The sequence below is a fragment of the Pseudarthrobacter sp. MDT1-22 genome (assembly GCF_054511035.1).
Genome location: NZ_JBTNDK010000038.1, coordinates 1 through 24908, shown reverse-complemented (window position 1 = coordinate 24908; position 24908 = coordinate 1). Strand labels below are relative to the sequence as shown.

The window sequence follows — 24908 nt, the reverse complement described above, 5'->3', positions numbered from 1 at the left end:
GGCGGACCACATCCTCGCCTGGGACAAGGGCGGAACCACCGGCGTATCGAATTTGGGTCAACCCTGCCCTAAACATCACCGCATGAGACACACCAGCGCCTGGCGGCCCACACCAGGCACCAAGAACGAACCACCTGGCTGGATATCGCCCACTGGCAGGCGCTACAAGAGTGAACACCAGGACTGGGAACCACCACACTGGCCAAAAGAACCGAAACCGGAAGCGAGCAGGAATGGGCGCCGGCTTCCAGCGCGGCGTGAAGGTTACGGCGATCCGGATTTTGTTCACACCGGGATATCCCTGGGCGAGGACCGCGTGGAACGGTTCCTCCACTCCACCGCCTGACGGTGCCCAAAAGCAGCCTGCGCATGCACCCTGCACCCTGCGCAGTGCCGGCCCTAGCCTGCCTCCGGGTTTTCGCCGCCGGTGATCGCAACCCTGGAGCCCGGCAACCCCGTAGCGCGCCAGAGACAAGCGGACGACGGCGGGAGGTCCCGGCGTCGTCCTTCGCACTTGAAGTGGAGCCTTCCCGACACTGACGGACGGTGGGACGATTTCAGTATGAGTGAGAAGATCGCTGACGGCCCGCAGGATCACGGCCCACACCAGCACGCCCACGCCGCTCCGACAACGCAGCAAATGCGGACCGTGGGTCAACGCCGCCGAGAGGCGGAGGAGAAATTAGAGCACCACCTCCAGGAAGCCCTCCACAAAGACGATCCGCACCACGATGCGGTGCCTGAGTCCGAAGAGGCGGGTCCGGTGGATAGCGGGGACGTTGCCGCTGTCCACCACGACGACGATTGACCGCCGCAGTGCAGAGCTGCCGCTGACTGGCCCTCAGCCATGCCCAAAATAGTAAGCATGCTTGCCAATTATCCCTAAGCACGCTTATGGTGGTGCCGCGGAGCGCGTCAACAGCCCGTCATCATTTCAATAAGTGAGGAAGCCCATGTACCTGCATACACAGCTTTTGATCAACGAAATCGCCGCCGACGAGCCTGATCCCGCTGCAGCCAACGCGCTGCAGGAGGGCCTTGGCGGGCAGTTCGGCGAGATGCGCACCATGATGCAGTACCTGTTCCAGAGCATGAACTTCCGTGGCGATCCTGCCTCCAAGCCCTATAAGGACTTGCTCCAGGGCGTCGGTACTGAGGAGATCAGCCACGTCGAGCTCATCGGCACCACTATCTCCCAACTCCTGGACGGATCTCCGCGGTACCAGGGCAAGAAGACTGATCCCGTGGATGAGCCGGGTGCCAAAGGTGCCACACCCCTGAAAATAGCTTTGGACACCAGCAATATCCACCACTACCTGGTGGGCGCCCAGGGTGCCCTGCCGGTAGACGCTGCGGGCAACCCCTGGAGCGGATCCTACGTCTACAACAGCGGCAACCTGGTCCTGGACCTGCTGTACAACCTCATGCTGGAATCCACCGGCCGGCTGCAGAAGTGCCGGATCTACGAGATGACGGAGAACAAAACGGCGCGGTCCACGATCGCGTATCTCATTGTCCGGGACCAGGCCCACGAGAACGCCTTCGCCAAGGCGCTGGAAAGCCTGGGCGTGAACTGGGGCAAAGTGCTGCCCATCCCCAAAACCAATGCCGAGCAGTTCCCCGAGGTTAAGAAGCTGCTGGACAAGGGGCTGCAGAGCATCCAGTACACGTTCAGCGCAGATAACCTCAGCGAGGCCGGAAAGCTCTACCGTGGAGCCTCGCCCTCCAATGACGGCACCGAACTCAGCACCGACGTCGCCCCCGAAGGCTTCCCCATGACCATCTCACCCGAACGCCGTGAGGAGTTCTCACCTGGGCTCGATCCCGACCTGCTCGCCTTGATCCAGGCCACCGCCGAGGTGGAGCTCAAGGAAGCAGACAGCCCGAAAGAGACCAAAGCCAAGGCTCCGGCAAAGTCCGCAAAAAAGTCCTAGGCGGGCGGATGATCTGAGGACGGACGACGGCGGGACCTCCCACCGTCGTCCGCTTTACGGCGCGCCGTCCGTCTAGCCGCCTCAGTGGTTTGGCATCTGTCCCTGAAGCTGGTGGACGCGCAGGACCACATTGCCCCGCTTGCGTCCGGTGTCCACGAAGCGGTGGGCCTCGACCACGTCGGCGAGGTTGTAGGTCCGGTCGATGACTGCCTGATACTTTCCTTCCTCCGCGAGGCCCACAAGGAAAGCGACGTCGTCGGCGGTGTATGTGAGCTTGAGGCTGCCGGCGGTGACCAGCTTGCCGCTTCGGCGGCTCTGTCCCCGTGCGCCGAGAAGTCCTTTGAAGTCGGCGACGACCAGGAGCAGGGCACCTCCCGGTGTGATGGACCCCTCCACCTTGGTGAACGGAGCGTTCCCGACGCAGTCCATAACGACGTCGTACGTTGTGTCCGCTTCGGTGAAATCATCCGTGGTGTAGTCGATGAAGCTGTCCGCCCCGAGTGATTCGACCAGTTCCTTGTTCGCTCCGCTGCACACGGCGGTGACATGGGCGCCCAGGCGTTTGGCCAGCTGTATTGCCGCCGTTCCCACCGCGCCTGATGCTCCGTTGACGAGGACAGTGTCTCCGGGCTTGATGGCCGCCAGGCCCAGGAAGTTCTTGGCCGTGAGTCCGCCGAAAATCAACGTGACGGCCTCCTCGAAGCCCATGTTCCGGGGTTTGGCGGCGATGGGCCCGTCAGCCGGGACCGAGACGTACTCGGCATGCCCGCCGAACCTGGCGCCGAGCATCGCAATAACCTCATCGCCGGGCCGGAACGCGGTCACGCCCTGGCCGACGGAGTCGATTACGCCGGCAATGTCCATACCAAGGACCCGGGTCCGGGGGCGGAAGACGCCGAGCGCCAGCGCCGTGAGTGCCTCCAGCCCCGCGGGTACCTTGCGGCTGCGGGCGCGGTAGTCGGCGGCGCTGAGAGTACTGGCCATGACCTTGATGAGCACTTCTCCGGGCCGCGGTGGCGGCTGGGGGATCTCCTCGACGCTGACGACGTCCGGGCCGCCGGAGCGGCGGTACGTCGCGGCCTTCACAGCGAGGCTCCGGCAGCGGCCGTGGCAGCCGCCGGCTGGGTTGGATTCATGATGAACTCCCGACTTTTACATAAGGTGTACGGCGTACACCTTTCTGATGAAAATGACTGTAGGTGTACTTAGTCCACTTGTCAATGGAAGATGTATATACCGTCGGAAGCAGGGAACAGTGGCTCAGCAGATTTCCGTGGAACGCCGGCCGCGGTTGAACCGGGATCGCGTGCTGCAGGCGGCCGTCTCCCTCGCTGATGAGGTGGGGATCGGCCCGCTCAGCATGCGCCGGCTCGCCCAGGACCTCGACGTGGTGCCCATGGCGCTCTACAAACACGTGGCCAACAAAGACGAGCTCCTCGACGGCATGGTGGAGGTGATCATCGGCGAGATTGATCCTCCCGTTGCCGATGTTGACTGGAAGAGCACCGTGCGGCTGAGGGTGCTCTCGGCCAGGCGCGTCCTCCAGCGCCACAAGTGGGCCCGGCCCGTCCTCGAAACGCGCACCAACCGGACCCCCGCCGTCCTGGGCTACATGGACTCGTTCATTGGCATGTTCCTCACCGGGGGCTTCTCGGTGGATCTCACCCACCACGTGATGCACGCCATCGGAAGCCGGATGTGGGGCTTCACGCAGGAACTGTTCGACTCGGCCGCCAGCGAGTCCGGCGAAGGGCCGGCTGACGTGGCGCCGGAAGTCCAGGCTGCCATGTTCCAGGAAATGTCTGCCAGCTACCCGAACGTCCTGCAGGTGGCGACTGCTGCCAGCCACGATGACGGCTCGGTTGTCGGCGGCGGCTGCGACGACCAGTTTGAATTCGAGTTCGCCCTGGATCTCCTCCTCGACGGCATCGAACGGCTGCACCAGCGGGACTACAGCTCCGCAGCCGCCCGACTCGAGCGGGGCTGACCGGGAGCGGACGACGGCGGGACCTCCCGCCGTCGTCCGCTTGCGTCCGTGGGTATCATCGGAACACCCGTCCCTTTGAGAGTGGAGTTACGCATGCAGCTCGGCGCTTTTTCGATCAGCCTCACCGTTAAGGACATCGCGGCGTCGGCTGCGTTCTACGAGAAGCTGGGCTTCACGAGTTTCGGCGGGGATATCACCCAGAACTGGCTGATCCTCAAGAACGGCGAGACCGTTATTGGCCTCTTCCAGGGGATGATTGAGAAGAACATGCTGACGTTCAACCCGGGCTGGAGCCAGAACGCGGAAGCGCTGGATTCCTTCACCGATGTGCGCGACCTCCAGCGGGAACTCAAAGCCGCAGGCACCGAGTTCGTTTCCGAGGCTGATGAAGCTATAAGCGGGCCGGGGAGCTTTATTGTCGTGGATCCGGACGGCAATCCGGTGCTCGTGGATCAGCATGTCTGACTAGGGCAGCCGCGACGCCCGCAACACCGTTGCCTCGCCAGCCCGTTCGGGCTCCAGCGGCACGGGGCTGACCAGCACCGCCGGCCCGCGGTGCAGGACGCCGTCGGAAAGTACCCGGCACCGCACACCGCCCCGCCCGCGCATTGCTTTGTGCGCCCCCGGGGCCAGCATCTCATCCATCCAGACGCAGGGATGGGCGGGCCGCCCGGCCGTGAGCCGCACCAGGTCTCCCTGGGATTCCAGAGCAAAGTCGTGCCCCAGGAGCGGAGCCAGGTGGGCCCCTCGGAGCACAACATTGCGCCGGGTCAGGAGCGGGTCCAGCCGTGCCGTTCCCAGCTCCGCGGCGATGGCCTCGAGTGACTCGATCGCGAACAGGGTGACTGCGGCGTCCATGTGCGCGGCCTTGCCGAAGAACCGGTCACCGACGATGCCCTTGCCCGCCACCAACTCCACCCGCCCGGCATCCGTGGTGGGGACGTCCGCGGCACCCTCGCGGGCTCGGCCAAAGTACGCGTGCGCCGGCGACACCAGGAGATGCAGGACCTCAACGTCGTACCGATAGGTTTCCGTCATGCCACAAAACTACGCCACCGCACGGGGGCTTAAGTGACCGTTCGCGCAGTGGGGAACGGTTCCAAACGCAAACGGACGACGGCGGGAGGTTCCGCCGTCGTCCGCTCGCCTTACTGCTATGCGGGGAGATCGCGCCTTTCGTGTGTCTGCCCGTAGGGGACATCGCGGCTGACGGCGACCGTGTAGCTGGTGAAGCTGTGCTGGGTGACCAGGATGCCGTGGCGGCTTTCCCTCATGGCGTGCTCGCGGGCCATTTCCACGGCGGTGTTGAGGTCGTTTTCGACAGTGTCAGGATCGTGGGCTGTGATTGCCAGGACGAGGTCAGAGTGGCGCTTGATCATGGTGGTCTCTTTCTCGGCGGGATCCCGGGACTCTGGGGAGGCGCAGGCTTCCGGCGCCGGGCGTGCCGGGGAGGCGGAAAGCGGTGGTTCCAGAGGGGTTGCCCGGCATCTCTGATGGGGCGGTGGCCGGCCGAATTGTCCGGCGGGCTGGATCGGCGGAAGCATTTGTTCCTGCGGATCTGTAGCCAGTGTGCCTGAAGCGTTGGTCCCGGGGCAATAGGTAGGCCGAAAAAATCGGGGCAGCCCGACTAAACGCCAGCGGACGACGGCGGGAGGTCCCGCCGTCGTCCGCCAAGTCGCTGTTGGTTCGTTGGCCTAGGCCTGGACTAGCAGGCCGGTGGCGAACATCAGTCCCATGCCCAGGACGACGCCGGCACCGGTGAGCGGGGTGAGGGTCTTGCCCGCGGTGTCCTTGAGCATTGGCAGGAGTTTGACGGCCACCTGGGCGACGGCTCCGGCTCCGATGCCGAGCAGGAAGGCCGCGAGGGCCGGCTGGTAAACGGTCGCCCCGATGAGGGCTCCGGCGGCCGCGGGCGCTCCTGCGATCAGGCCCAGGATCACCAGGCGGCCCAGGCCGGGGGCTTGTTTGGCGAGCGGGGTGACGATCGCCAGGCCCTCGGTGGTGTTGTGGATGGCGAAACCGACGATCAGGGAGGCGCCCAGGGCGAGTGAGCCCACCGCGTAGGCGGATCCTATGGCGAGTCCTTCGCCGAAGTTGTGCAGGCCGATGCCGATGGCGATCAGCAGCGCCAGGTGCTGGGGCGGCAGGGCTGAAGGTTGGCCAGCGGTAGTCGCGTTCTGGTGCCGGCGCATCCACGCATCCGTTCCCTCGAGGATGAGGTAGGCGGTCACGGCGCCGAGGAAGACGACCATGGGGCCGCCGAACGCGCCGCTGCCGGCCACGAGTCCCACGGCTTCGAGGGTCGCATCGAAGGCCAGGAAGGCAAGCAGCCCGACGGTGACTCCCAAGAGGACGCGAACCCAGGACGCGGACGAACGGCGCACGAACGGCATCCACAGCATTCCCAGGGCCACGGGTATCACGCCAACATAGATCCCCATGAGCAACATGAGTCCGAAGAAGGAGCTGCCGCGCTCCGGACTCTGGGCGGCCGCGTCAATAACCGCCGGGATCTTGCCACCGTTCGAGGTCACCAGCGCCACCTCGTAGGGATCCCCTTCCACCCAGTTGTAGATGATGGTGAGGGTGGTGGACTCCAGCGGCGCCATGGTTTCCCGGGTCTGCGTGAACACGGCGTAGTAGTCCGAGACATTGACCTGCGCGATGGACACCGGATCCGGTCCCTCGTTCCGGACGGTGATGGCCATCTGGCCGGCCGTCAGGCGGACGTCTTCGACGGCGACCTCCTCCTTCGGCGGAACACCCTCGGAGAGTTTGTTGAGACCGGGTGCGTTGAGCAAGGTGAACAGGCCCAGCAGGATGGCGATCAGGACCAGCGGGCCAATGCCGAGCAGCCACCGCGGGACCGGCGGCCGCCTGTGGGGTGCTGCGGCCAGAGCGGCAGCTGACTTTTCGTCAAGGCTCATGATGCGCTCACCTCGAAGAAGCCCATCCAGCCCAGTTCAGCGAACTCGGTCTTGTGGGCGTGGAACATGTACTTGCCCGGGTACGGAAAGCGGAGCTCCACGATGCCGCGCTGGCCCTGTACCTGCGAGATCGTGTCCGTGAACTCACTGGGAGTCAGCATTGTCCCTGTGGGGTAGTAGTGGAAGAAGTTCCCGTGCACGTGGAAGGAATTGATCGGATCGTATTCGAGGACGTTGATCAGGTGGATCCGGACCAGCTCGTTCTGCCTGACCTGGACAGGGAAGTCCATGAAATGGAAGGGCAGGCCGTTGACGGAATAGAACTCGTTGTCGTCGCCGCCGTCGGTGTTGTAGCCGTTCATCACCATAACCATTTCGTTGTCGGCTTTCGGCCGGCCTTCTTTGGGTTCGATGATGAAGCCGCCGTAGAGGCCCTTGGCGATGTGCGGGGCCAGCGGTGACTGGTGGCAGTGATAGAGGTGCGTGCCGAATGGTGTGGCATCAAATTCGTAGGTGAAGCTTTGGCCCGGAGCGATGGACCCGGCGCCGATCCCCGGGGTGCCGTCCATCTCGGCCCGGTGGATCCCGTGGAAGTGGATGGTGTGGGGGTGCGCACCGGCGTTGGTGAAGTGGATCCGCAGGGCGTCGCCTTCCTGCGCCCAGAGGGTCGGACCGGGGATCCGGCCGTTGTAGCTCCAGCCCGGGAACGTCACCCCAGGCGCGATCTCGAAATCTTTATCCACCGCGACGATGTCCCATTCCCGGAGGGTGCGGCCGTCCGGAAGCTTACTGGTCGTCCCTCGGTCAAAATCGTGCAGGATCGCGGTCGGGTCCATCCCGGCGCGCTCCGGCGGGACGGAACCGCCGGCGAAGCCTGCGTGACCGGCATGGTTCGCCATGTGGCCAGAGTCCGTGCGGGGCGAACCAGCGCCCGCCGCTGAGGATCCGTCCGTGGAAGTCTTCGCTGCCTGACCTGACATGGTGCCGTGTCCGGCGTGCTGCCCGGGATCCTTGGAATCCAACGGCACCCAGCCGGCAAGCGCAGGCGCGGCGGCGATCGCCGCGGCTCCCGTGAGCATGGCACGCCGGGTCGGCAGCGTCTTTCCCGCAGGTTTCGGCATGCCGTCCATCTCATCTCCATAGATCAAACACTTTTGTTAGCCCAGTCTAACATTCATGTTCGGCTGGTAATATCAAGATATGACCGTCTCCGAGCTGACAGCTTCCGCACAGGACTACCTGAAGATGATCTGGTCCTCAACGGAATGGGCCGAGGCTCCCATCACCGTTGGCGCCATGGCCGAGCGGATGGCGGTCAAACCGTCAACCGTTTCCGACGGCATCCGTCGGCTGGCAAAGCAGGGCCTGGTCACCCATGCCCCCTATGGCAGCATCGAGCTGACGCCCGCCGGCCGGGCACACGCCGTCGAAATGGTGCGCAGGCACCGGCTTCTGGAAACATTCCTCGTGCAGACTCTGGGGTACGGCTGGGACGAGGTACACGACGAGGCCGAGATCCTCGAACACGCCGTTTCCGACACCATGATCCAGCGCATCGACGAGAAGCTCGGCCACCCCACCAGGGATCCACACGGCGACCCAATCCCCTCGGGAAATGGGCTACCGCACCCCCCGCAAGGGGATCCCCTGACATCCGTGGAACCGGAACGGACGGTCACCATCACAAGAATCTCGGACGCGGACCCGGACATGCTCCGGTACTTCACCCAGCTCGGGCTGGGACCGGACACCCGGCTCCAAGTCTTGGCACACCGCCCGTATGCGGACGTGACCACGATTCGGGTCGGGGACCGCGACGTTGACCTGGGCCCCTCCGCGGCCGAAGCAATCTGGGTGGTGGCAAACTAAGGGCCCCCCGGGACAGCGTTCCGGGCTGGCCCGGCGCATGCCCGCCGTGCCCTGCACCACATCGCCCTGGCCGCGCGTAAAGATAGAGTGTCACCGTGAAGATTGCCCTGGCTCCCGACGGCGCCGAGCTGGCGTGGGCCGAAGAAGGGCATGGCGAGCCCCTGCTCCTGATCGCCGGCCAGGCAACCGCCATGGACGGTTGGGGGCCAGCGGCCGAGGCCTTGGCACAGCATTTCCGCGTCATTCGTTTCGACCACCGGGGGATCGGCGGGAGCAGCAATGGCGACGCCGGCCGCTACACCACGCGGCTCCTCGCCGCCGATTCAGCGGCTGTCCTCAAGGCGGCGAACGTGGACAGTGCGCACGTGTACGGCCACTCCATGGGCGGGCGGGTCGCCCAATGGCTCGCCATCGACCACCCGCAAGGTGTTCGTACGCTGATTCTTGCTGCCACCAGCGGAGGCAAACTGGCCGGGGCCGAGCCCACCAAGTACGCCATGGAAGCGCTGGTCAGCGGCGACATGGCGCGACTGGAGCCCCTGTTCTTCGCGCCGGAATGGGCCGCGGACCACTCCGACGCAATACACACTTTCTTCAATTCGAGGGCCACCGCCTGGGCCAAAGCACGCCACTTCCGCGCCAGCCGGGACCACGATGCGTGGAGCCGGCTCGGCGCCATCGAATCGCCCACCCTCATCCTCCACGGCACGCACGACGCCCTGACGCCCATGCCCAACGCCGTCCAGCTGCACCGGCACATTCGCCGTTCCACGCTCGTCAAGGTCCGGGGCGCCGGCCACGGCCTCCAGCTGGACCGCCCGGAAACCATCCAGTGGATCCGGCAGTTCATCACCGCCAAAGCACCCCTCTGAAACAGAGCGGACGACGGCGGGAGCCGCCGCCGTCGTGCGCTCCGCGGGAGTTCAGTTGATTGCCTCGATGCCCAGCCGTTTGAGTTCTCCAAGGTGGTTCCGCATGTTCTGTAGCACCTCGGGGGAATGCGGCTGCCAATCCAAGATCTCGTCAACTACTCGCAAGGGCTCTTGGGTTCGGTAGGACCTCGTCGGGTTGCCCGGGAACTTTTTGTCCGTCAGATTGGGGTCATCCTCAAAGGAGCCCGTGGGTTCCACGCGGTAGATCCTGCCTGGTCCCTCGCCCACGCCGAGCTCCGCTCCCCAGGTTGCCGCATCCAACGTGGCAGTCAGGTAGACATAGTTCGCCGTCTTTCGCTCCCCGTAATTCGACGTGTTGCCGGGTTTCAGCAAGTCCCAGACTTCAGGTCAGCTTTGGTGCCGTGGTAGAAGGGCCCGGGATCGTTGGCCTCGGACGGCATCGGTTCTTTCTCCATGCATGGCCTCCTCGAAGTGGGCTTTCACTCTAGCTCGCCCACCGCTTAGCGCACGTTGGGTGTGGGTCACCCCTGCATTCGTTGGCGGTAGCTCCGGGGCGTTTCGCCGGCGTCGTTCAGGAAATGCCGGTTGAAGTTGGAAAGGTTGGAGAACCCGACTTCGTAGCAAATGTCCGAAATTGGCTTGTCGCTGCGCTCGAGCAGCCGCCGTGCATGGGCCAGCCGGAGTTTGCGGACCAGATCGCTGAAGTTCTGGCCGGTGGCGCGCTTGAAGTATTTCGAGAAGGTCGGTTCGGACATTCCCACCAGGGCCGCCGCCTCGGACATTTTGACGCTGTCGGCGTGATTGCCGAACACGTACTCCAGGACGATGTCCACCACCGCCGCGGCCTGGCCGTCCAGCTGCGGCCTGAACCATTCGTCAGCGAGGTAGCGCCGGTCCTCCTGCGGTGAGCGCGCAAGGATGGCAAAGAGTTCCAGCAGGTGGTACAGACGCCCCAGCCCGGTGGCGGTGCCCATCGCTTCGATGGATGCGGCCGCAGACAGGGCCGTGCTCCCGAGAAACTCGATGCCGCGTGCGGACTGTTCCAGCAGGGGTTCGATTTCGGCCAGCTCTGGGACGAGGGCCGCGGTCTGCTCCACCCACTTTCCATCGAACTGGATCAGGGCGTCCCTGCCGGCAATGACCTCCCCGGGCTCGAGGTCGCTGACCCAGTCGTGGGGTAGTCCTGATCCCACCAGGGACACATGCCCGGCCTCGAACGTGCCGATGTGGTCCCCGACAATGAACTTGCCGGTGCCTTTCCTGATCAGGTGGATCTCGTACTCGGGGTGGTAATTCCAGCGGGCCGCCGCGGTGGGGTAGTCATGCTCGTGCCACCGGACCGAATGGTGCGGGTCCGCCGGGATGACCTCCCGGCTGGCCCGCATCCCCAGCAGCCTTTCGGCAAGCCTGGCCGATGCCCCGTCGCCGGTATCTGCAGCGCTCATAGTGGTTCTCCAGGCATCCGAGTTCATGAAATATGGACAGCGCCGTTGGCGCCTTCCCTCAGATTAGCGCCTATCCCGGAGGGTGGTTAGGGAAAATTAGTATCGGAAAGTAGCAACCACGACGCTAGTTGTGCCCTGTCCCACAGGCCTAATGTTGAGGAACAACAGCGCGGCACGTCGGATTCCCGATCTTTCGCCTCGCTCCAGTCCGGTACTTCGACACAGCAGTCGGGGTGCTGCGACTGCGCACACCATGAAGAACAAAGGAGTCCTTAATGCGCCCGAAAATTCGCGCCGCAACTCTCGCCGCAGGTGCCCTGTGTATCGCACTTTCTGCCTCAGCCTGTTCGGGCGCCGGCGGCGGAAGCACCGCCGGTGACCAGAACAGCATCAACGTCCTGATGGTGAACAATCCGCAGATGGAGGACCTGCAAAAGCTGACTGCGGACAACTTCACCAAGGACACCGGCGTTAAGGTCAACTACACGATCCTGCCGGAGAACGATGTCCGCGCAAAGATCAGCCAGGAGTTCTCCAGCCAGGCGGGCCAGTACGATGTCGCGTCGCTGTCCAACTACGAGATTCCGTTCTACTCGGCCAACGGGTGGCTGGCGCCCCTGGACAACGTGGCCAAGGACGCCGAATTCAACCAGGACGACATCCTCCCCGCCTACACCGCCTCGCTCACGGGCGAAGACGGCAAGCTCTACGGCGAGCCGTTCTACGGCGAATCGTCCTTCCTGATGTACCGCAAGGACATTTTTGAGGCCAAGGGCCTGAAGATCTCCGAGAACCCCACGTGGGATGAGGTTGCCGAACTCGCAGCCCAGGCGGACGGTGCAGAAGCCGGGATGAAGGGTATCTGCCTCCGCGGCCAGCCCGGCTGGGGCCAGGTGTTCGCGCCGTTGACCACCGTGGTGAACACGTTCGGCGGGACCTGGTTCGACAAGGACTGGAATGCCCAGGTCAACTCTCCGGAGTTCACCGCGGCCACCGAGTTCTACGTGGACCTGGTGCGCAAGCATGGCGAGGCCGGTGCCGCACAGGCAGGGTTCACCGAATGCCTGAACAACATGAGCCAGAGCAAGGTGGCCATGTGGTACGACGCCACCTCGGCTGCCGGTTCGCTCGAGGCCGATTCCTCCCCGGTTAAGGGCAAGATCGGCTACGTGCAGGCCCCGGTCAAGGAGACAAAGTCCTCGGGTTGGCTGTGGACCTGGTCCTGGGGCGTGCAGGCTGCTTCCAAGAAGCAGGACGCGGCGGGCAAGTTCATCGCCTGGGCCAGCTCCAAGAAATACGAGGAACTGGTCGCCGAAAAGCTTGGCTGGGCCAAGGTTCCGTCCGGCAAGCGCATCTCCACCTACGAGAACGCCGAATTCCAGAAGGCCGCCCCGTTCTTCGAGGCTGAGCGCTCCGCCATCGAGAACGCCGACCCGAAGAACCCTGGCCTCCAGGAACGGCCCGTCGTAGGCATCCAGTTCGTGGGCATTCCGGAGTTCGCGGATCTGGGCACCACGGTTTCCCAGGGTGTGAGCTCCGCCATCGCCGGTCAGGGCTCAGTGGCCGACGCACTGGCCAAGGGCCAGGAAGCGGCACAGAAAATCGGCGACAAGTACCAGAAGTAACCACCTACCAACCGGTTCCGTGGCCCGCCCCGGCAGGCCACGGAACCCCAGGAGAACATCATGACTTCCGCAACAGCGCGCGTCTCCCGGACCGGGAACAGTGCAGCCAAACCTTCCAAGAACGCCAAATCACGCGAACGTGCCATGGCGTGGGCACGGAGAGCACCGCTGCTGCCGGCCCTGATTTTCCTCATCATCGTCACCCAGCTGCCGTTCGTGGTGAGCCTGTTCATCTCGTTCCTGAACTGGAACAGCCTCCGCCCGGACCAGACCGGCTTCGCAGGATTCAGCAACTACATCGAGGTCCTCACCAACGCTGACCTGCGCCAGGCGATCTTCACCACCATCGTCCTGACCGTCTCGGTGGTCCTGGCGTCCCTGGTCATCGGCCTGGGACTCGCGCTGCTGCTGGACAAGAAGTTCATCGGCCGCGGCCTGGCCCGCACCCTGCTGATCGCACCGTTCCTCGTGGTGCCGGTAGCAGCCGCCCTCGTCTGGAAGCACGCACTCCTGAACCCGACCTACGGCCTGATCAACGGCATCCTCACCTGGATCTGGTCCCTGTTCGGCAGCGACACCCCGCCCCAGCCGGACCTCCTGTCCCAGGCCCCGCTGATGGCTGTCATCCTGTCCCTGGTCTGGCAATGGACGCCGTTTATGATGCTGATCCTGCTCGCGGGCCTGCAGTCACGTCCCATGGACACGGTGGAAGCAGCCCAGATGGACGGCGCCAGCCCCTGGAACATCTTTACGCACCTGACACTGCCGCACCTGCGCCAGTACCTGGAGCTCGGCGGCCTGCTCGGCGCGATCTACATCGTGCAGAACTTCGACGCCGTCTTCACCCTCACCTCCGGCGGCCTGGGCACCGCCAACCTGCCCTACGCCGTCTACCAGACGTTCTACTTCGCCAACGAATACGGCCTGGCATCAGCGGCCGGCGTCGTGGTGGTCATCGGCACCATCATCGTGGCCACCTTTGCGCTGCGAACCGTTTTCTCGCTCTTCAAGAAGGAGGCAGCACGATGAGCGCCCTCACTCCTGCCGCACCCCGCAACACACCCCGCAACACACCCCGCAACACACCCCGCAACACAAGACATCGTCCGACGGCCCGGAACACCGGATCACGACGCCGCGGCAAGTCCCGGATGGACCCGACCCGCAACAACACAGCCGCCGGTGTCGCCGCCTGGGTCCTGGCCCTGCTCTTCGCCGCGCCGGTCCTGTGGATGATCCTGACCTCCTTCCACTCCGAGGTCGACGCCGCCACCAATCCGCCCTCTCTCGCGGCCGACATCACGCTGGACGCCTACCAGGAGTTCTTCGGCGCCAGCTCAGGCGTCAGCCCCTGGCCGCCGCTGATCAACTCAGCCACAGCCTCCATCTGCTCCACCGTGCTGGTCCTGGTGCTCGCCATCCCGGCCGCCTACGCGCTGTCCATCCGGCCGGTCAAGAAGTGGACAGACGTGATGTTCTTCTTCCTCTCCACCAAGATGATGCCCGTGGTGGCCGCCATCCTGCCGCTGTTCCTGTTCGCCAAGATGGCAGGAGCGTTGGACAACATCTGGTTCCTGGTCCTGATGTACACCTCCATGAACCTGCCCATCGCGGTCTGGATGATGCGTTCCTTCCTGGCCGAAGTGCCGGTGGAAATGCTTGAAGCCGCCCAGATCGACGGCGCCGGGCTGCTGCTGACCCTCCGCAAGATCGTCGCCCCCGTGGCCATGCCCGGCATCGCCGCCACAGCCCTGATCTGCTTCATCTTCAGCTGGAACGAACTCCTCCTGGCCCGCGTCCTCACCGGCGTCATGGCCGGAACAGCCCCGGTCTTCCTCACCGGCTTCGTCTCCAGCCAAGGACTCTTCCTCGCCAAAGTCTGCGCCGCCGCCGTCGTGATCTCCCTGCCCGTCCTCTTCGCAGGCTTCGCCGCCCAGGACAAGCTGGTCCAGGGCCTCTCACTCGGCGCCGTCAAGTAACCGTCTTCCCGCCCGATTCTTAAGGATGCCTTTCCATGACAACACCAACCGCACAGTCCCCTGCGCTCGGTACGGATGTGCCGGCAACCATGCGCGCCTCCGTCCTTAAGCGCAAAGGGGACATGGCAATGGAAACCCTGGACGTTCCCCGGCTCGAGGCCGACCAGGTCCTGGTGCAGGTTGCCGCCGTCGGCGTTTGCGGCAGCGATGTCCACTACTACGAGCACGGCCGGATCGGCGACTACGTGGTGGACCACCCGCTGATTCTCGGCCACGAGCTCTCCGGCAGGATCGCCGCCGTCGGCAGCGAAGTGGATCCCGCCCGGGTCGGACAGCGGGTGGCGGTTGAGCCTCAGCGCCCCTGCCGTAAATGCAGGCAGTGCAAAGCCGGCCGCTACAACCTGTGCCCGGACATCGAGTTCTACGCCACCCCGCCGATCGATGGCGCGTTTGCTGAGTACGTCACCATCCAGTCCGATTTCGCCTATGACATTCCGGACAATGTGAGCGACGAGGCCGCCGCCCTCATTGAGCCGTTGTCGGTTGGACTCTGGGCCTGCGAACGGGCCCAGATCAAGCCCGGAAGCCGGGTGCTGATCGCCGGCGCCGGCCCTATCGGCATCATCGCCGCGCAGGCCGCACGCGCCTTTGGGGCGAGTGAAATCTACATCACGGACATCGCCGAGGACCGGCTCGCATTCGCTTTGGAACACGGCGCAACGCACGCGCTCAACGCGATAACGGACAGTGTGGAAGGGCTCGACGTCGATGCGTTCATTGACGCTTCCGGCGCACCGCAGGCAGTCCGTTCCGGGATCAAAGCCGTTGGGCCGGCCGGCAGGGTGATCCTGGTGGGGCTTGGGGCGGACGACGTCGAACTCCCTGTTTCGTTCATCCAGAACCGGGAAATCTGGCTCTCCGGCGTGTTCCGCTACACCAACACCTGGCCTCTGGCGATCCAACTGATCGCCGATGGAAAGGTGGACCTGGAGATCCTCGTCACCGGGAGATTCACCCTCGCCGAGTCCGAAGAAGCCCTGAAAGCGGGCAAGCAGGCCGGCCAGCTCAAAGCCGTCGTCTACCCGGGCCGTTGAACATGATCACCGTCATCGGCGAATCGCTCGTGGACATCATCAGGGACCCCCGCCGGCCGGGGGAGGTCCAGGCCCACCCGGGAGGTAGTCCCCTCAACGTGGCTGTGGGCGTGGCACGGCTGGGCTTGGCGACGAACCTTGTGACGCACTATGCCGGTGATCCGCATGGGGACATGATCGAGGGGCACCTGAAGGCCAATGGCGTCAGTGTGATCCGGGGCGGCAGTTCGCCCACGTCAACGGCGACCGCCACGCTCGGTCCGGATGGGGCGGCCATCTATGCCTTCAACATCAGCTGGGACATCAATGGGGCGTCGCTTCCGGCCTTGGCCGCGGTCCAAGGTTCCACCCACGTCCACACGGGATCGATCGCGGCCGTCCTGGCGCCCAGTGAACAGGCCACGCTTGGACTGCTGGAGGCCGCCCGTGACCGGGCGACGACCAGTTTCGACCCCAACTGTCGGCCGGCGATTTGCCCCGATGTGGCCGCGGCCCGCACGCAGGCGGAACGCTTCGTGGCCGTGAGCGACATCGTCAAGGCCAGCGATGAGGACCTCGCCTGGCTTTATCCGCACCGGACGCCGGAGGAAAGCCTGGCAGCCTGGCTTGAACTCGGTCCCGCACTCGTGGGCCTGACGCGCGGCGCGTCCGGCCCGGTCATTCTTGCCCGCCAGGAAAGGGCGGAAATGGCAGCCGAACCCGTCACCGTGGCGGACACCGTGGGCGCCGGCGACTCCTTCATGGCCGCGCTCATCTCCGGCCTGGACCAGCTCGCAGCACTCGGGGCCGGCGGCCGGCATCGGCTCCGGAGCCTATCCCGCGATGAACTGCACGCGCTCGCCGCCTACGCCAACCGCGCCGCGGCGATCACCTGCGCCCGGCCGGGGGCAAACCCACCCCACTCGGCTGAACTCGGTCCGCTGTCTGTTCCGTTGCCTTCCTGACGCGGCATCAGGCGGAAGCGGACGAACTCAAGGAGGTCCCGCCGTCGTGCGTCCGTTCGGCTAGGGCCCCAAGTGTCCGTTCGCGCCGGGTTCCGGGGAAGGCCGAACAACAACGAGCATGCTGCAGCCGGCGCCGCTGAGGTAGGGTCCGTGACGCATGCCAGGTGGGCGGCAGGCGTACCTGCCGGGTGTGAAAGTCCTCCCGAGACTCACATCAGTGAGTTCTCCAGAGAGAATCATGACTTCTTCCCAGTAGTCGTGGACGATCACACCGCTGGCCATGGTGTCGGCACCGGGCGAATAGCGTTGGAGCAGGGTTGAGTCTCCGCTAGTGGCCCAGTACTCCTGAGCGTGTCCCCAGGGGCAATCTACGGGTGGAGTAGGATCCCGTGCAGCCGTTGGCGCTAGGGAAGTTCCGGACTGGTTTTGGTGGTTTGGATGTTGCGGTAGATGGTCATGGGAGTGACACCGCAGGATTGGGCGATTTCGGCCATGGTGAATTGCCGTGCGTCGTACATGCGCTGGGCCTTGCCGATGAGATCGGGGGTCATCTTCGGTTTGCGTCCGCCCTTGCGGCCCCGGGAGCGTGCGGCGGCCAGTCCGGCCCGGGTGCGTTCGCGGATCAACGCGGCTTCGTATTCGGCCATGAGCGCGAACATGCCAAAGACAAGCTTGCCGTGCGCAGTGGTGGTGTCCACGATTCCGTTGGTCAACGACTGCACCCCAACTCCGCGGGCGTCGAGGGTGGTCACGATGTCGATGAGGTCGCGCAGGTTTCGCCCGAGCCTGTCGATTTTCCAGATCACCAGGGTGTCTCCCGGGCGCAGATTGTCAAGGCACAGGATCCACTGGGGGCGGTCGGCCCTGGTCCCGGTCGCGGTGTCCTTGCAGATTCTCAGGCAGCCTTCGGCGTTCAGTGCGTCGAGCTGTAACTGCGGATCCTGGTCGGCGGTGCTTACCCGGACGTACCCGATTTTGTGTCCCATGCAGCGCAGTCTAACAAAACCCATAGCGGGCGAGATGTTTCGTTGGCTTGATTTCGGGGTGGCTTTTGTGATGGAAGGTGGCGGGTCTGGCAGTCACGCAGGGAGACGGCGCCGACTCTACCCCAGACGACCGTTTGCGGTAGACCAGCGCAAGCAGCCATGGCTTGATCCATCAAGGGAGTAGTGGTGTTTGTCGCGTGTGCGGTTCTTTTGCCGTCCTCGCGTGTTCCGTTGATGTCGGTCACTGGTTGGCGTCAGTGCCTTTGTGTTTGCCGTTTACGGCTTGGAATCGGTCGGCCTGGCGGGGTTGGCCCATGGGTTTGCTCCGTGGCGCAGCCATTGGATGGTACCGGGCCAGAAGGTGTGGCGGAAGCTGCTGTGGAAAAGGGCGAAGTGTCCGATTTCTGTTCGGTCGAAGTCTTGGGGTTTCAGCTGCACCGTGAGGGCGGGGCTGTTGGGGTAATAGGCCAGGGTGCGGGCGACGGCGGCCTCTGTGGCGAAAGGATCATCCGTGGCCGCCACTGCAAGGGTGCGAGCAGTCAGTGAGGCCTGATGTGCCCGCAGCTCCTGCCGGATCCGGCCGGTCCGCCCGGTGGTGAAGTCTTTGGGACCCCGTGCCCAGTCCATGGCCACGCCTTTGGGTAGATCCTCGAGCCAGCCCAGTTTCCTGCCGGGGAAGTAGCCGTTCCACCAGGTCAGAACCGGCATCAGGGTGTGCCAGCGCCAGCAGAGCCGGAGGCGGTGTCCCCGCCGGTAGTCCCGCCAGTAGGCGTGCTGGGCGCCCACCGTCAGCAGCCGGTTAATCCATCGTGCGTTGCTCGCCAGTCCGACACCAAAACCTCCGAAGCTGTGGCCCACGACGTTCAGCTCCATTCCGGTGCAGTTGCGCAGAGCCCATCCGAGGACCGCATCCAGGTCTTTCAGTGCCCAGTCATACCAGCTGGCCTGCAGGTTCTTTAGGGTGGAATCCCTGGACTGGCCGATACCGCGGTAGTCAAAGGTGATTACGGTGAAACCGTTCTCTGCCAGAAAGGCGGCGTAGCGGTGATAGTAGGTGGCTTTGACCCCGGTGGCACCGGCGATGAGAACAACCGCACCTGCTCTCTCCTGTTCCGGGGGCTCCCAGAGGTGCCCCCGCAGGACATAGCCGTCATCACAATCAATCGTCAGAGCGATGCCCGCCATCCCAAAACGTCCCTCTCGTTTCCCCGCTACCCGAACTTTCTTTGCGGCACTGGCCACACCGTTTACCGGGAGGGCCGCTGCCCGCTACCGTGTCAGGTTTCAGCGGGATCTCGGCCGCTTCAGGAAATCTATCGAAGAAAGCCCGGGCTGATCCCGGGTTTGGCACGGAGACACCGGTTCATCCCGGCAGCAACCACCTGACTCATGCCCCACTTGTCCTTTGGCGGCCTGCCACCGCTCAGGACGACCGAATACGTGCCACACCAGCGGCTACGCCACCGCAACGCCCGGCGGCCGTCCCCGGAAAATTAGTTCCCGTCTGTCCGGCGGCGCTCACCGTGACTGGCCCGCCGGGGATATGCGTGGGGGTACGGGTCAGCGCGGGTTGATGGGCAGGACGGTGCGTTGGTGGGTGGAGTTGGTTACGACGGCGAAGGACGCGTACCAGGCCAGGAGGGCTGTCAGGAGTCCCAGCCAGCCGCCTATTCTGGTGATGGTGACGGCGCCGGTGTAGGCGCCGATGGCGAGGGCGAAGAACGTGGGAGTCAGGGCGATGAAGACCAGGAAGACGGCCCGGTTTGTCCGGCGTGCGGCGACAGTCATGTAGAGGGTGAAGATCCCCCAGGCCAGGAGGAACACGCCGACTCCTTTGCCGGCGTCCTTTCCTGCAGCGGAGAGGTCGGTGAAGCGGACGAGAAACCAGAACGCCATCCAGAACGCGCCGTAGGAGCAGAAGGCCGTCGCGCCGAAGGTGTTGCCTTTGGCGAATTCCCAGATGCCCGCACTGAATTGGGCGATGCCGCCGTAAAACAGGGCCAGGCCGAGAACGACGGGCTCCACCGTGGCCGGCAACAGACCGGCATTGATCGTGCTGAGGACAAAAGTTGTCAGCGCGAATGCGCCCAGGCCCAGGGCGGCCGGGTCAGCGAAGACCGCGGCCCCGGTAGCGGCCGGTACCGGGTGTGCGGTGGGGTCTGCGGGGGCCAAAGTCCGGTGGGCTGCGGGGCCGGGTTCTGCGGTTGCTGTGTTGTTCATCGTTGAACTCCTTTTTTGAGTGACTCGGTGATGGTCCCCATGATGCCGGCGTCGGCCAGCGTGGATGAGTCGCCGGCTTCGCGGCCTTCGGCAAGGTCCTGCAGTAAGCGGCGCATGATCTTTCCCGAGCGGGTCTTGGGGAGCTCGGGCACCACCAGGATGGTTTTGGGTTTGGCGATGGGGCCGATTTCTTTGCCGACATGCTCGCGCAGGGTCCGCACGATATCGTGATCCTCCGCGGCGGCGCCGCGGAGGATCACGAAAGCGACTATGGACTGTCCGGTGGTTTCGTCCGCGGCGCCGACCACGGCGGCTTCGGCTACGGACGGGTGGGACACCAGGGCTGACTCGATCTCGGTGGTGGAGAGCCGGTGTCCGGAAACGTTCATGACGTCATCGACCCGGCCGAGGAGCCAGATGTCCCCGTCCTCATCTTTTTTGGCCCCGTCGCCGGCGAAATACATGTCCTTAAACCGGGACCAGTAGGTGTCTTTATACCGGTCCGGATCGCCCCAGATACCGCGCAGCATCGAGGGCCACGGTTCGCGGATGACCAGGTAGCCGCCGTGGCCGTTGGGCACGGATTCCCCCGCTTCATCGACCACGTCCGCGACGATGCCCGGCAGCGGGGTCTGCGCGGAACCGGGTTTGGTGGCGGTGACCCCGGGGAGCGGGGCGATCATGATGGCCCCGGTCTCGGTCTGCCACCAGGTATCGACGATGGGTGCCGGGTGCGTCTTTTTGCCGCCGTTGCCGCCGGTGACCTCCCGGTACCACATCCAGGCTTCGGGGTTGATCGGTTCGCCCACCGAGCCCAGGACCCGCAGCGAGGAAAGGTCATACCTGGCCGGGATGTCCCGGCCCCATTTCATGAAGGTCCGGATCGCCGTCGGTGCGGTGTACAGGATGGAGACCTTGTATTTTTCCACCAGTTCCCACCAGCGGCCCTGGTGCGGGCTGTCCGGCGTTCCTTCATACATGAGCATGCTCGCGCCGTTGACCAGCGGGCCGTAGGTGACGTAGCTGTGCCCGGTCACCCAGCCGATGTCCGCGGTACACCAGTAGACGTCTGTCTCCGGTTTCAGGTCGAACACGGTCCGGTGTGTGTACGCACACTGGGTCAGGTATCCGCCGGTGGTGTGCAGGATGCCCTTGGGCTTGCCCGTGGTCCCGGAGGTATACAGGATGAACAGCGGGTGCTCGGAATCATGGCCGACGGGGGCGTGCTCCGGTGACGCCGTACCGACGGTGTCCTCCCACCAGAGGTCCCGGCCCTCCGTCCAGGCCACCGGTTCCCCGTTGCGCCGGACGACGATGACGTGACCGACCGTGTGCCCTTCGGTCCTCAGTGCCTCATCGACGGCCGGCTTCAGGGCGCTGGGCTTGCCGCGGCGATAGGTGCCGTCAGAGGTGACAACCAGCTTGGCTTGCGCGTCGTCAACCCGGTTGCGCAGGGCATCGGCGGAAAACCCGCCGAATACCACGGAGTGGACCGCCCCGATACGGGCGCAGGCCAGCATCGTGATGACCGCCTCGGGAATCATGGGCAGGTAGACGGCCACCCGGTCGCCCTTGGTCACCCCGAGCGTTTCGAAGGCGTTGGCGGCCTTCTTGACCTCCTCCGTCAGCCGGGCATACGTGTAGGTGCGGGTATCGCCGGGTTCGCCCTCAAAGTAGATGGCCACCCGGTCCCCGAGACCGTTTTTGACGTGCCGGTCCAGTGCGTTGTAGGCGGCGTTGATCTCCCCGCCCACAAACCACTGGGCAAACGGCGGGTTGGTCCAGTCCAGGGTCTGTGTGAAGTCCCGGTCCCAGCTCAGCAGGTCCCGGGCCTGGCGGGCCCAGAAACCGAGCCGGTCCTTCTCCGCTTCCCCATAGAGGCCGGCCCCGGCGACGGCGCCGGAGACGAACTCCTCACTGGGGACGAACCGGCGGTTTTCGTGCAGCAAGTTCTCCAACGCGTCCCCGCGCCCGGATGAATCCGCAAGGACTGCTGGGCCTTCGCCATGGTTATCGGACATGTGTAAACCCCTTCGTTTACGTTCAAGAATTTATGTGCATCCCTGGCACCGGGCCAGGCTTCACGTGCCCTGTCACAGTGATCGGACAACAACGATACGGCAACCACATCCCGGATCTGCGCTGTCGATTCTTCTCAGGCCTCCGGAGAAGACGGGTATGGTCCTGGCCCGCTCCCGGCAGGGGAACGTGCGCCAGTGGGTCTCGTGTGCGGCTAACGCCGCCCGCTGGTGACAGTGATGGCACGCATTACCCGGTCGGTCACCACACCCAGAGCACCGAAGCCGTCAACGCTGACCAGGAGGCCGCGTTCGGCGTAGCGGGCCAGAACGGCCTCGGTCTGCCCGTGATAGAGCGCCAGCCGGTGGCGGATGACTTTTTCGGTGTCATCGCTGCGTCCGGCTTCTTTTGCCCGGCCCAGCAGGCGGCCCACGAGCTCCTCGTCCCCGGCGCTGAGTTGGAGAACCAGGTCCAGTTCCTGCCCTTGGCCGGCAAGAATGTCATCCAGTTCTTCAACCTGGGCGCCGGTACGGGGGTAGCCGTCCAACAGGAAGCCCTCCCGTGCATCTTCTTGCCCCAGACGCGCGCGCACCATGGCGTTGGTGATCTCATCAGGGACAAAATCACCGTTATCCAGATAGGCGGCCGCGTCGATACCCAGCGGCGTCCGGTCCCGGACGTTGGCACGAAAAATATCCCCGGTGGAAATCGGTACCACCCCCAGGCGCGCGGAAATTTTCTCCGCCTGGGTTCCCTTGCCGGAGCCTGGAGGGCCGATAATCAGCATTCTCTTCATTCGTGGAGCCTTTCCTGGTGGAGGGTTCAGGCCGTGTTAATCCTGTGGCTGGTGGTTGTGGCGCCCGGTCCCGTCCGGGGCCGGATGGCGCCCTCTCCGGGACGATCGGCCCGGCGGCCGGCGGCTTGGTCGGCGCCTTGGCCTGCGATGCTGTCCGGCGTGCAGCAGGGTGTCCCGGGCGACCCCGGGACACCCTGCCGGTACCACGTGCGGTCAGGTTCCCCCGCGCCCGGCGGTCGGGCTTCCTGTTGCGGCGGAATGCGGGAGTTCTGACCGCATCGCTGTCCGAGGCCGTCAGCCGGCCACGGGTTCGGTGACGCCCGGGTCGATGGCCTCGTGCAGGAACCGGTCGTAGGCAGGGAGGGTCAGGAAGTCCGGGAACTCCCGGCTCATTGTGACTTCTTCGAAGATGTCGCGGGAGTCGGCGAAGCGGTCCCCGTCGAAGCGTTCCAGTTTCGCGAACTCCTCGTCGAGCATGTCCTCCACCCACTCGCGGGTGACGACGTCACCCTGGTCCGTGATGGCGTGGGAGAAGATCCACTGCCACAGTTGCGAGCGGGAGATCTCCGCGGTGGCGGCGTCCTCCATCAGGTTGTGGATGGCCACGGCGCCGTTCCCGCGCAGCCAGGACTCGATGTAGCGGATGCCCACTTCGATGTTGTTCCGGATGCCCTGTTCGGTGATGGTTCCGGTGGTGGGAGCGATGTCGAGCAAGGCGCGGTCGTCCGGGGTCACATCCTCGCGGAGCCGGTCCAGCTGGTTCGGGCGGCCGCCGAGGACGGAATCGAACACCTCGCGGCATACCGGAACCAGGTCCGGGTGGGCCACCCAGGAGCCGTCAAAACCGTCGCCGGCTTCGCGGGTCTTATCCGCCCGGACCTTTTCAATGGCGATCGCGTTGGCTTCGGCGTCCTTGCGGTTGGGGACGGCGGCGGCCATGCCGCCGATGGCCATCGCGCCGCGTTTGTGGCAGGCGCGGACCAGCTGTTCGGTGTAGGCGCGCATGAAGGGTTGGGTCATGGTCACCTGGGCACGGTCCGGCAGGACGAACCGGGGGCCGCGGGTACGGAAGTTCTTGATCAGGGAGAAGATGTAGTCCCAGCGGCCGGCGTTCAGGCCCGCGGCGTGGTCGCGCAGTTCGTAGAGGATTTCCTCCATTTCGAACGCCGCGGTGATGGTCTCGATCAAGACGGTGGCGCGGATGGTGCCCTGCGGGATGCCCAGCAGGTCCTGGGCGAGCACGAAGATGTCGTTCCAGAGGCGTGCCTCGAGGTGGTTCTCGATCTTGGGCAGGTAGAAGTACGGGCCCTTGCCCTGGGCGATCAGGCGGCGGGCGTTGTGGAAGAAGAACAGGCCGAAGTCCACGATCCCGCCGGCGATCGGCGTGCCGTCAATCAGCATGTGCTTCTCGGGCAGGTGCCAGCCTCGGGGGCGCACCACGATGGTGGGCAGCTCGCCGGCGGCGCGGAGCTTGTACTCCTTGCCCTCCGGGGAGGTGAAATCGATCCGGCGTTCCAGCGCGTCGGTCAGGTTCAGCTGGCCCTTGATGACGTTCCGCCACGACGGCGTGGAGGAGTCCTCCATGTCCGCAAGCCAGACCTTCGCACCGGAGTTCAGCGCGTTGATGGTCATCTTCTTGTCCACCGGTCCGGTGATCTCCACCCGGCGGTCCTCCAGACCCGGGGCCGGCGGAGCGACGCGCCACGACGGGTCGTTGCGGATGTCCTCGGTCTCCGGCAGGAACCGGGGATCCTGGCCGCCGGCGATCTCAGCCCGCCGGGCCCTGCGGGCCTGCAGCAGTTCCTGCCGACGCTCAGCAGTTGCCCGGTGCAGCTTGGCGACAAACTCCAGCGCGTCCGGAGTAAGAACCTCGTCCTGCCGGTGCACCGGCCGGGCCGTCAGCATGACCCCGTTGATCGTGAAGTTGTCAGTGAAGCTGTTCATGGGAGCTGTTCCTTGAAAAAAGTTGGGTATGCCCTCCGGCCAGAGGCCTCGTTCGGGAGGTTACCTTGGCTGGCGGCACAGAGCGGAGGCAGTGGTGCCTTGCGCGGCGATAAAGTTGGCACCGGCATCCTGCCCGTACGGGCTTAGTGGAACTGGCCTTCTTCGGTGGATCCCACCAGTGCCAGGGTTGATGCGTTCGGGTTGAGCGCGGTTGCAATGTCGTCGAAGTAGCCGGTGCCGACTTCG

General features: G+C 64.8%; 24 protein-coding genes and 1 pseudogene. 12 read left to right on the top strand and 13 right to left on the bottom strand.

The genetic code is table 11. The features are described 5' to 3' along the window. From ACX80M_RS19325 to ACX80M_RS19315, 3 genes are all read left to right on the top strand, one after another. On the top strand, nt 1–346 hold a 346-nt coding region (locus tag ACX80M_RS19325), incomplete at its 5' end, for an HNH endonuclease signature motif containing protein (protein WP_459310193.1). A 216-nt stretch (nt 347–562) separates the two neighbouring features. Then, nucleotides 563–808, top strand: a complete 246-nt coding sequence (locus ACX80M_RS19320) for a hypothetical protein (protein ID WP_252600490.1) — start codon at nt 563–565, stop codon at nt 806–808. A 145-nt stretch (nt 809–953) separates the two neighbouring features. Then, on the top strand, nt 954–1934 hold the full coding sequence (locus ACX80M_RS19315) for a manganese catalase family protein (RefSeq protein WP_252600492.1): 981 nt from the start codon (nt 954–956) through the stop codon (nt 1932–1934). An 81-nt stretch (nt 1935–2015) separates the two neighbouring features. Here ACX80M_RS19315 and ACX80M_RS19310 read toward each other — a convergent pair whose 3' ends face one another. Continuing rightward, nucleotides 2016–3020, bottom strand: a complete 1005-nt coding sequence (locus tag ACX80M_RS19310) for an NAD(P)-dependent alcohol dehydrogenase (protein WP_459310192.1) — start codon at nt 3018–3020, stop codon at nt 2016–2018. Between the two features lie 169 nt (nt 3021–3189). On the opposite strand from ACX80M_RS19310, the gene ACX80M_RS19305 reads away from it, so the two are divergent. Together ACX80M_RS19305 and ACX80M_RS19300 are read left to right on the top strand one after the other, a co-directional pair. Continuing rightward, the gene (locus tag ACX80M_RS19305) at nt 3190–3921 is read left to right on the top strand and encodes a TetR/AcrR family transcriptional regulator (RefSeq protein ID WP_252600496.1); all 732 of its coding nucleotides are present in this window, start codon (nt 3190–3192) and stop codon (nt 3919–3921) included. Between the two features lie 93 nt (nt 3922–4014). Beyond that, a complete protein-coding gene (locus ACX80M_RS19300; RefSeq protein ID WP_252600498.1) occupies nt 4015–4386 on the top strand; it encodes a VOC family protein in 372 nt (123 codons plus the stop codon). On the opposite strand, the gene ACX80M_RS19295 is transcribed toward ACX80M_RS19300, so the two are convergent. The 4 genes from ACX80M_RS19295 to ACX80M_RS19280 all read right to left on the bottom strand — a co-directional run bounded on the left by ACX80M_RS19295 (nt 4387) and on the right by ACX80M_RS19280 (nt 7978). Further along, nucleotides 4387–4959 (bottom strand): MOSC domain-containing protein, encoded by a 573-nt coding sequence (locus ACX80M_RS19295; RefSeq protein WP_252600500.1) that lies wholly within the window; start codon nt 4957–4959, stop codon nt 4387–4389. A gap of 116 nt (nt 4960–5075) precedes the next feature. Next, nucleotides 5076–5300 carry a hypothetical protein gene (locus ACX80M_RS19290; protein WP_252612078.1) on the bottom strand — a complete coding sequence of 75 codons (225 nt, stop codon included), beginning with the start codon at nt 5298–5300 and terminating at the stop codon, nt 5076–5078. 315 nt (nt 5301–5615) lie between these two features. Further along, a complete protein-coding gene (locus ACX80M_RS19285; protein WP_459310191.1) occupies nt 5616–6848 on the bottom strand; it encodes a ZIP family metal transporter in 1233 nt (410 codons plus the stop codon). Further along, a complete protein-coding gene (locus ACX80M_RS19280) occupies nt 6845–7978 on the bottom strand; it encodes a multicopper oxidase domain-containing protein (RefSeq protein WP_459310190.1) in 1134 nt (377 codons plus the stop codon). The genes ACX80M_RS19285 and ACX80M_RS19280 overlap by 4 nt, the downstream gene beginning before the upstream one ends. 70 nt (nt 7979–8048) lie before the next feature. Between ACX80M_RS19280 and ACX80M_RS19275 the strand changes: the two genes are divergently transcribed. Both ACX80M_RS19275 and ACX80M_RS19270 read left to right on the top strand, forming a co-directional pair. After that, nucleotides 8049–8717: a metal-dependent transcriptional regulator gene (locus tag ACX80M_RS19275; protein ID WP_459310189.1), complete on the top strand. Its 669-nt coding sequence runs from the start codon at nt 8049–8051 to the stop codon at nt 8715–8717. 95 nt (nt 8718–8812) lie between these two features. Then, the gene (locus ACX80M_RS19270; protein WP_459310188.1) at nt 8813–9589 is read left to right on the top strand and encodes an alpha/beta fold hydrolase; all 777 of its coding nucleotides are present in this window, start codon (nt 8813–8815) and stop codon (nt 9587–9589) included. Between the two features lie 51 nt (nt 9590–9640). Here the strand turns inward: ACX80M_RS19270 and arr are convergent. Further along, a pseudogene (gene arr, locus ACX80M_RS19265) lies at nt 9641–10065 on the bottom strand (NAD(+)--rifampin ADP-ribosyltransferase). A gap of 66 nt (nt 10066–10131) precedes the next feature. Further along, nucleotides 10132–11055 (bottom strand): AraC family transcriptional regulator, encoded by a 924-nt coding sequence (locus ACX80M_RS19260; RefSeq protein ID WP_252600511.1) that lies wholly within the window; start codon nt 11053–11055, stop codon nt 10132–10134. Nucleotides 11056–11330: 275 nt separating this feature from the next. Here ACX80M_RS19260 and ACX80M_RS19255 point away from each other — a divergent pair, with 275 nt between their 5' ends. From ACX80M_RS19255 to ACX80M_RS19235, 5 genes are read left to right on the top strand one after another with little or no spacing between them, the layout of a single operon-like run. Further along, complete coding sequence (locus tag ACX80M_RS19255) at nt 11331–12680, top strand: ABC transporter substrate-binding protein (protein WP_252600512.1); 1350 nt, start codon at nt 11331–11333, stop codon at nt 12678–12680. Between the two features lie 60 nt (nt 12681–12740). After that, entirely contained in the window at nt 12741–13709 is a 969-nt protein-coding gene (locus ACX80M_RS19250) for a carbohydrate ABC transporter permease (RefSeq protein WP_252600514.1), read from the top strand. Then, nucleotides 13706–14659 (top strand): carbohydrate ABC transporter permease, encoded by a 954-nt coding sequence (locus ACX80M_RS19245; protein WP_459310187.1) that lies wholly within the window; start codon nt 13706–13708, stop codon nt 14657–14659. Before ACX80M_RS19250 ends, ACX80M_RS19245 begins: the two co-directional genes overlap by 4 nt. Before the next feature lie 35 nt (nt 14660–14694). Then, on the top strand, nt 14695–15753 hold the full coding sequence (locus ACX80M_RS19240) for an NAD(P)-dependent alcohol dehydrogenase (RefSeq protein ID WP_459310186.1): 1059 nt from the start codon (nt 14695–14697) through the stop codon (nt 15751–15753). A 2-nt stretch (nt 15754–15755) separates the two neighbouring features. Then, a complete protein-coding gene (locus ACX80M_RS19235; RefSeq protein WP_459310185.1) occupies nt 15756–16697 on the top strand; it encodes a carbohydrate kinase family protein in 942 nt (313 codons plus the stop codon). Between the two features lie 404 nt (nt 16698–17101). On the opposite strand, the gene ACX80M_RS19230 is transcribed toward ACX80M_RS19235, so the two are convergent. From ACX80M_RS19230 to aceB, 6 genes are all read right to left on the bottom strand, one after another. Further along, nucleotides 17102–17683: a recombinase family protein gene (locus ACX80M_RS19230; protein WP_459310184.1), complete on the bottom strand. Its 582-nt coding sequence runs from the start codon at nt 17681–17683 to the stop codon at nt 17102–17104. Between the two features lie 276 nt (nt 17684–17959). After that, nucleotides 17960–18868 carry an alpha/beta hydrolase family protein gene (locus ACX80M_RS19225; protein ID WP_252603903.1) on the bottom strand — a complete coding sequence of 303 codons (909 nt, stop codon included), beginning with the start codon at nt 18866–18868 and terminating at the stop codon, nt 17960–17962. Between the two features lie 375 nt (nt 18869–19243). Beyond that, the gene (locus ACX80M_RS19220) at nt 19244–19903 is read right to left on the bottom strand and encodes an acetate uptake transporter (protein WP_252603901.1); all 660 of its coding nucleotides are present in this window, start codon (nt 19901–19903) and stop codon (nt 19244–19246) included. After that, nucleotides 19900–21924, bottom strand: a complete 2025-nt coding sequence (gene acs / locus ACX80M_RS19215) for an acetate--CoA ligase (RefSeq protein WP_252603899.1) — start codon at nt 21922–21924, stop codon at nt 19900–19902. Before acs ends, ACX80M_RS19220 begins: the two co-directional genes overlap by 4 nt. Nucleotides 21925–22136: 212 nt before the next feature. Then, nucleotides 22137–22709, bottom strand: a complete 573-nt coding sequence (locus tag ACX80M_RS19210; protein WP_252603907.1) for an adenylate kinase — start codon at nt 22707–22709, stop codon at nt 22137–22139. A 303-nt stretch (nt 22710–23012) separates the two neighbouring features. Then, on the bottom strand, nt 23013–24662 hold the full coding sequence (gene aceB, locus ACX80M_RS19205) for a malate synthase A (RefSeq protein WP_252614960.1): 1650 nt from the start codon (nt 24660–24662) through the stop codon (nt 23013–23015). Nucleotides 24663–24908 lie beyond the last annotated feature (246 nt).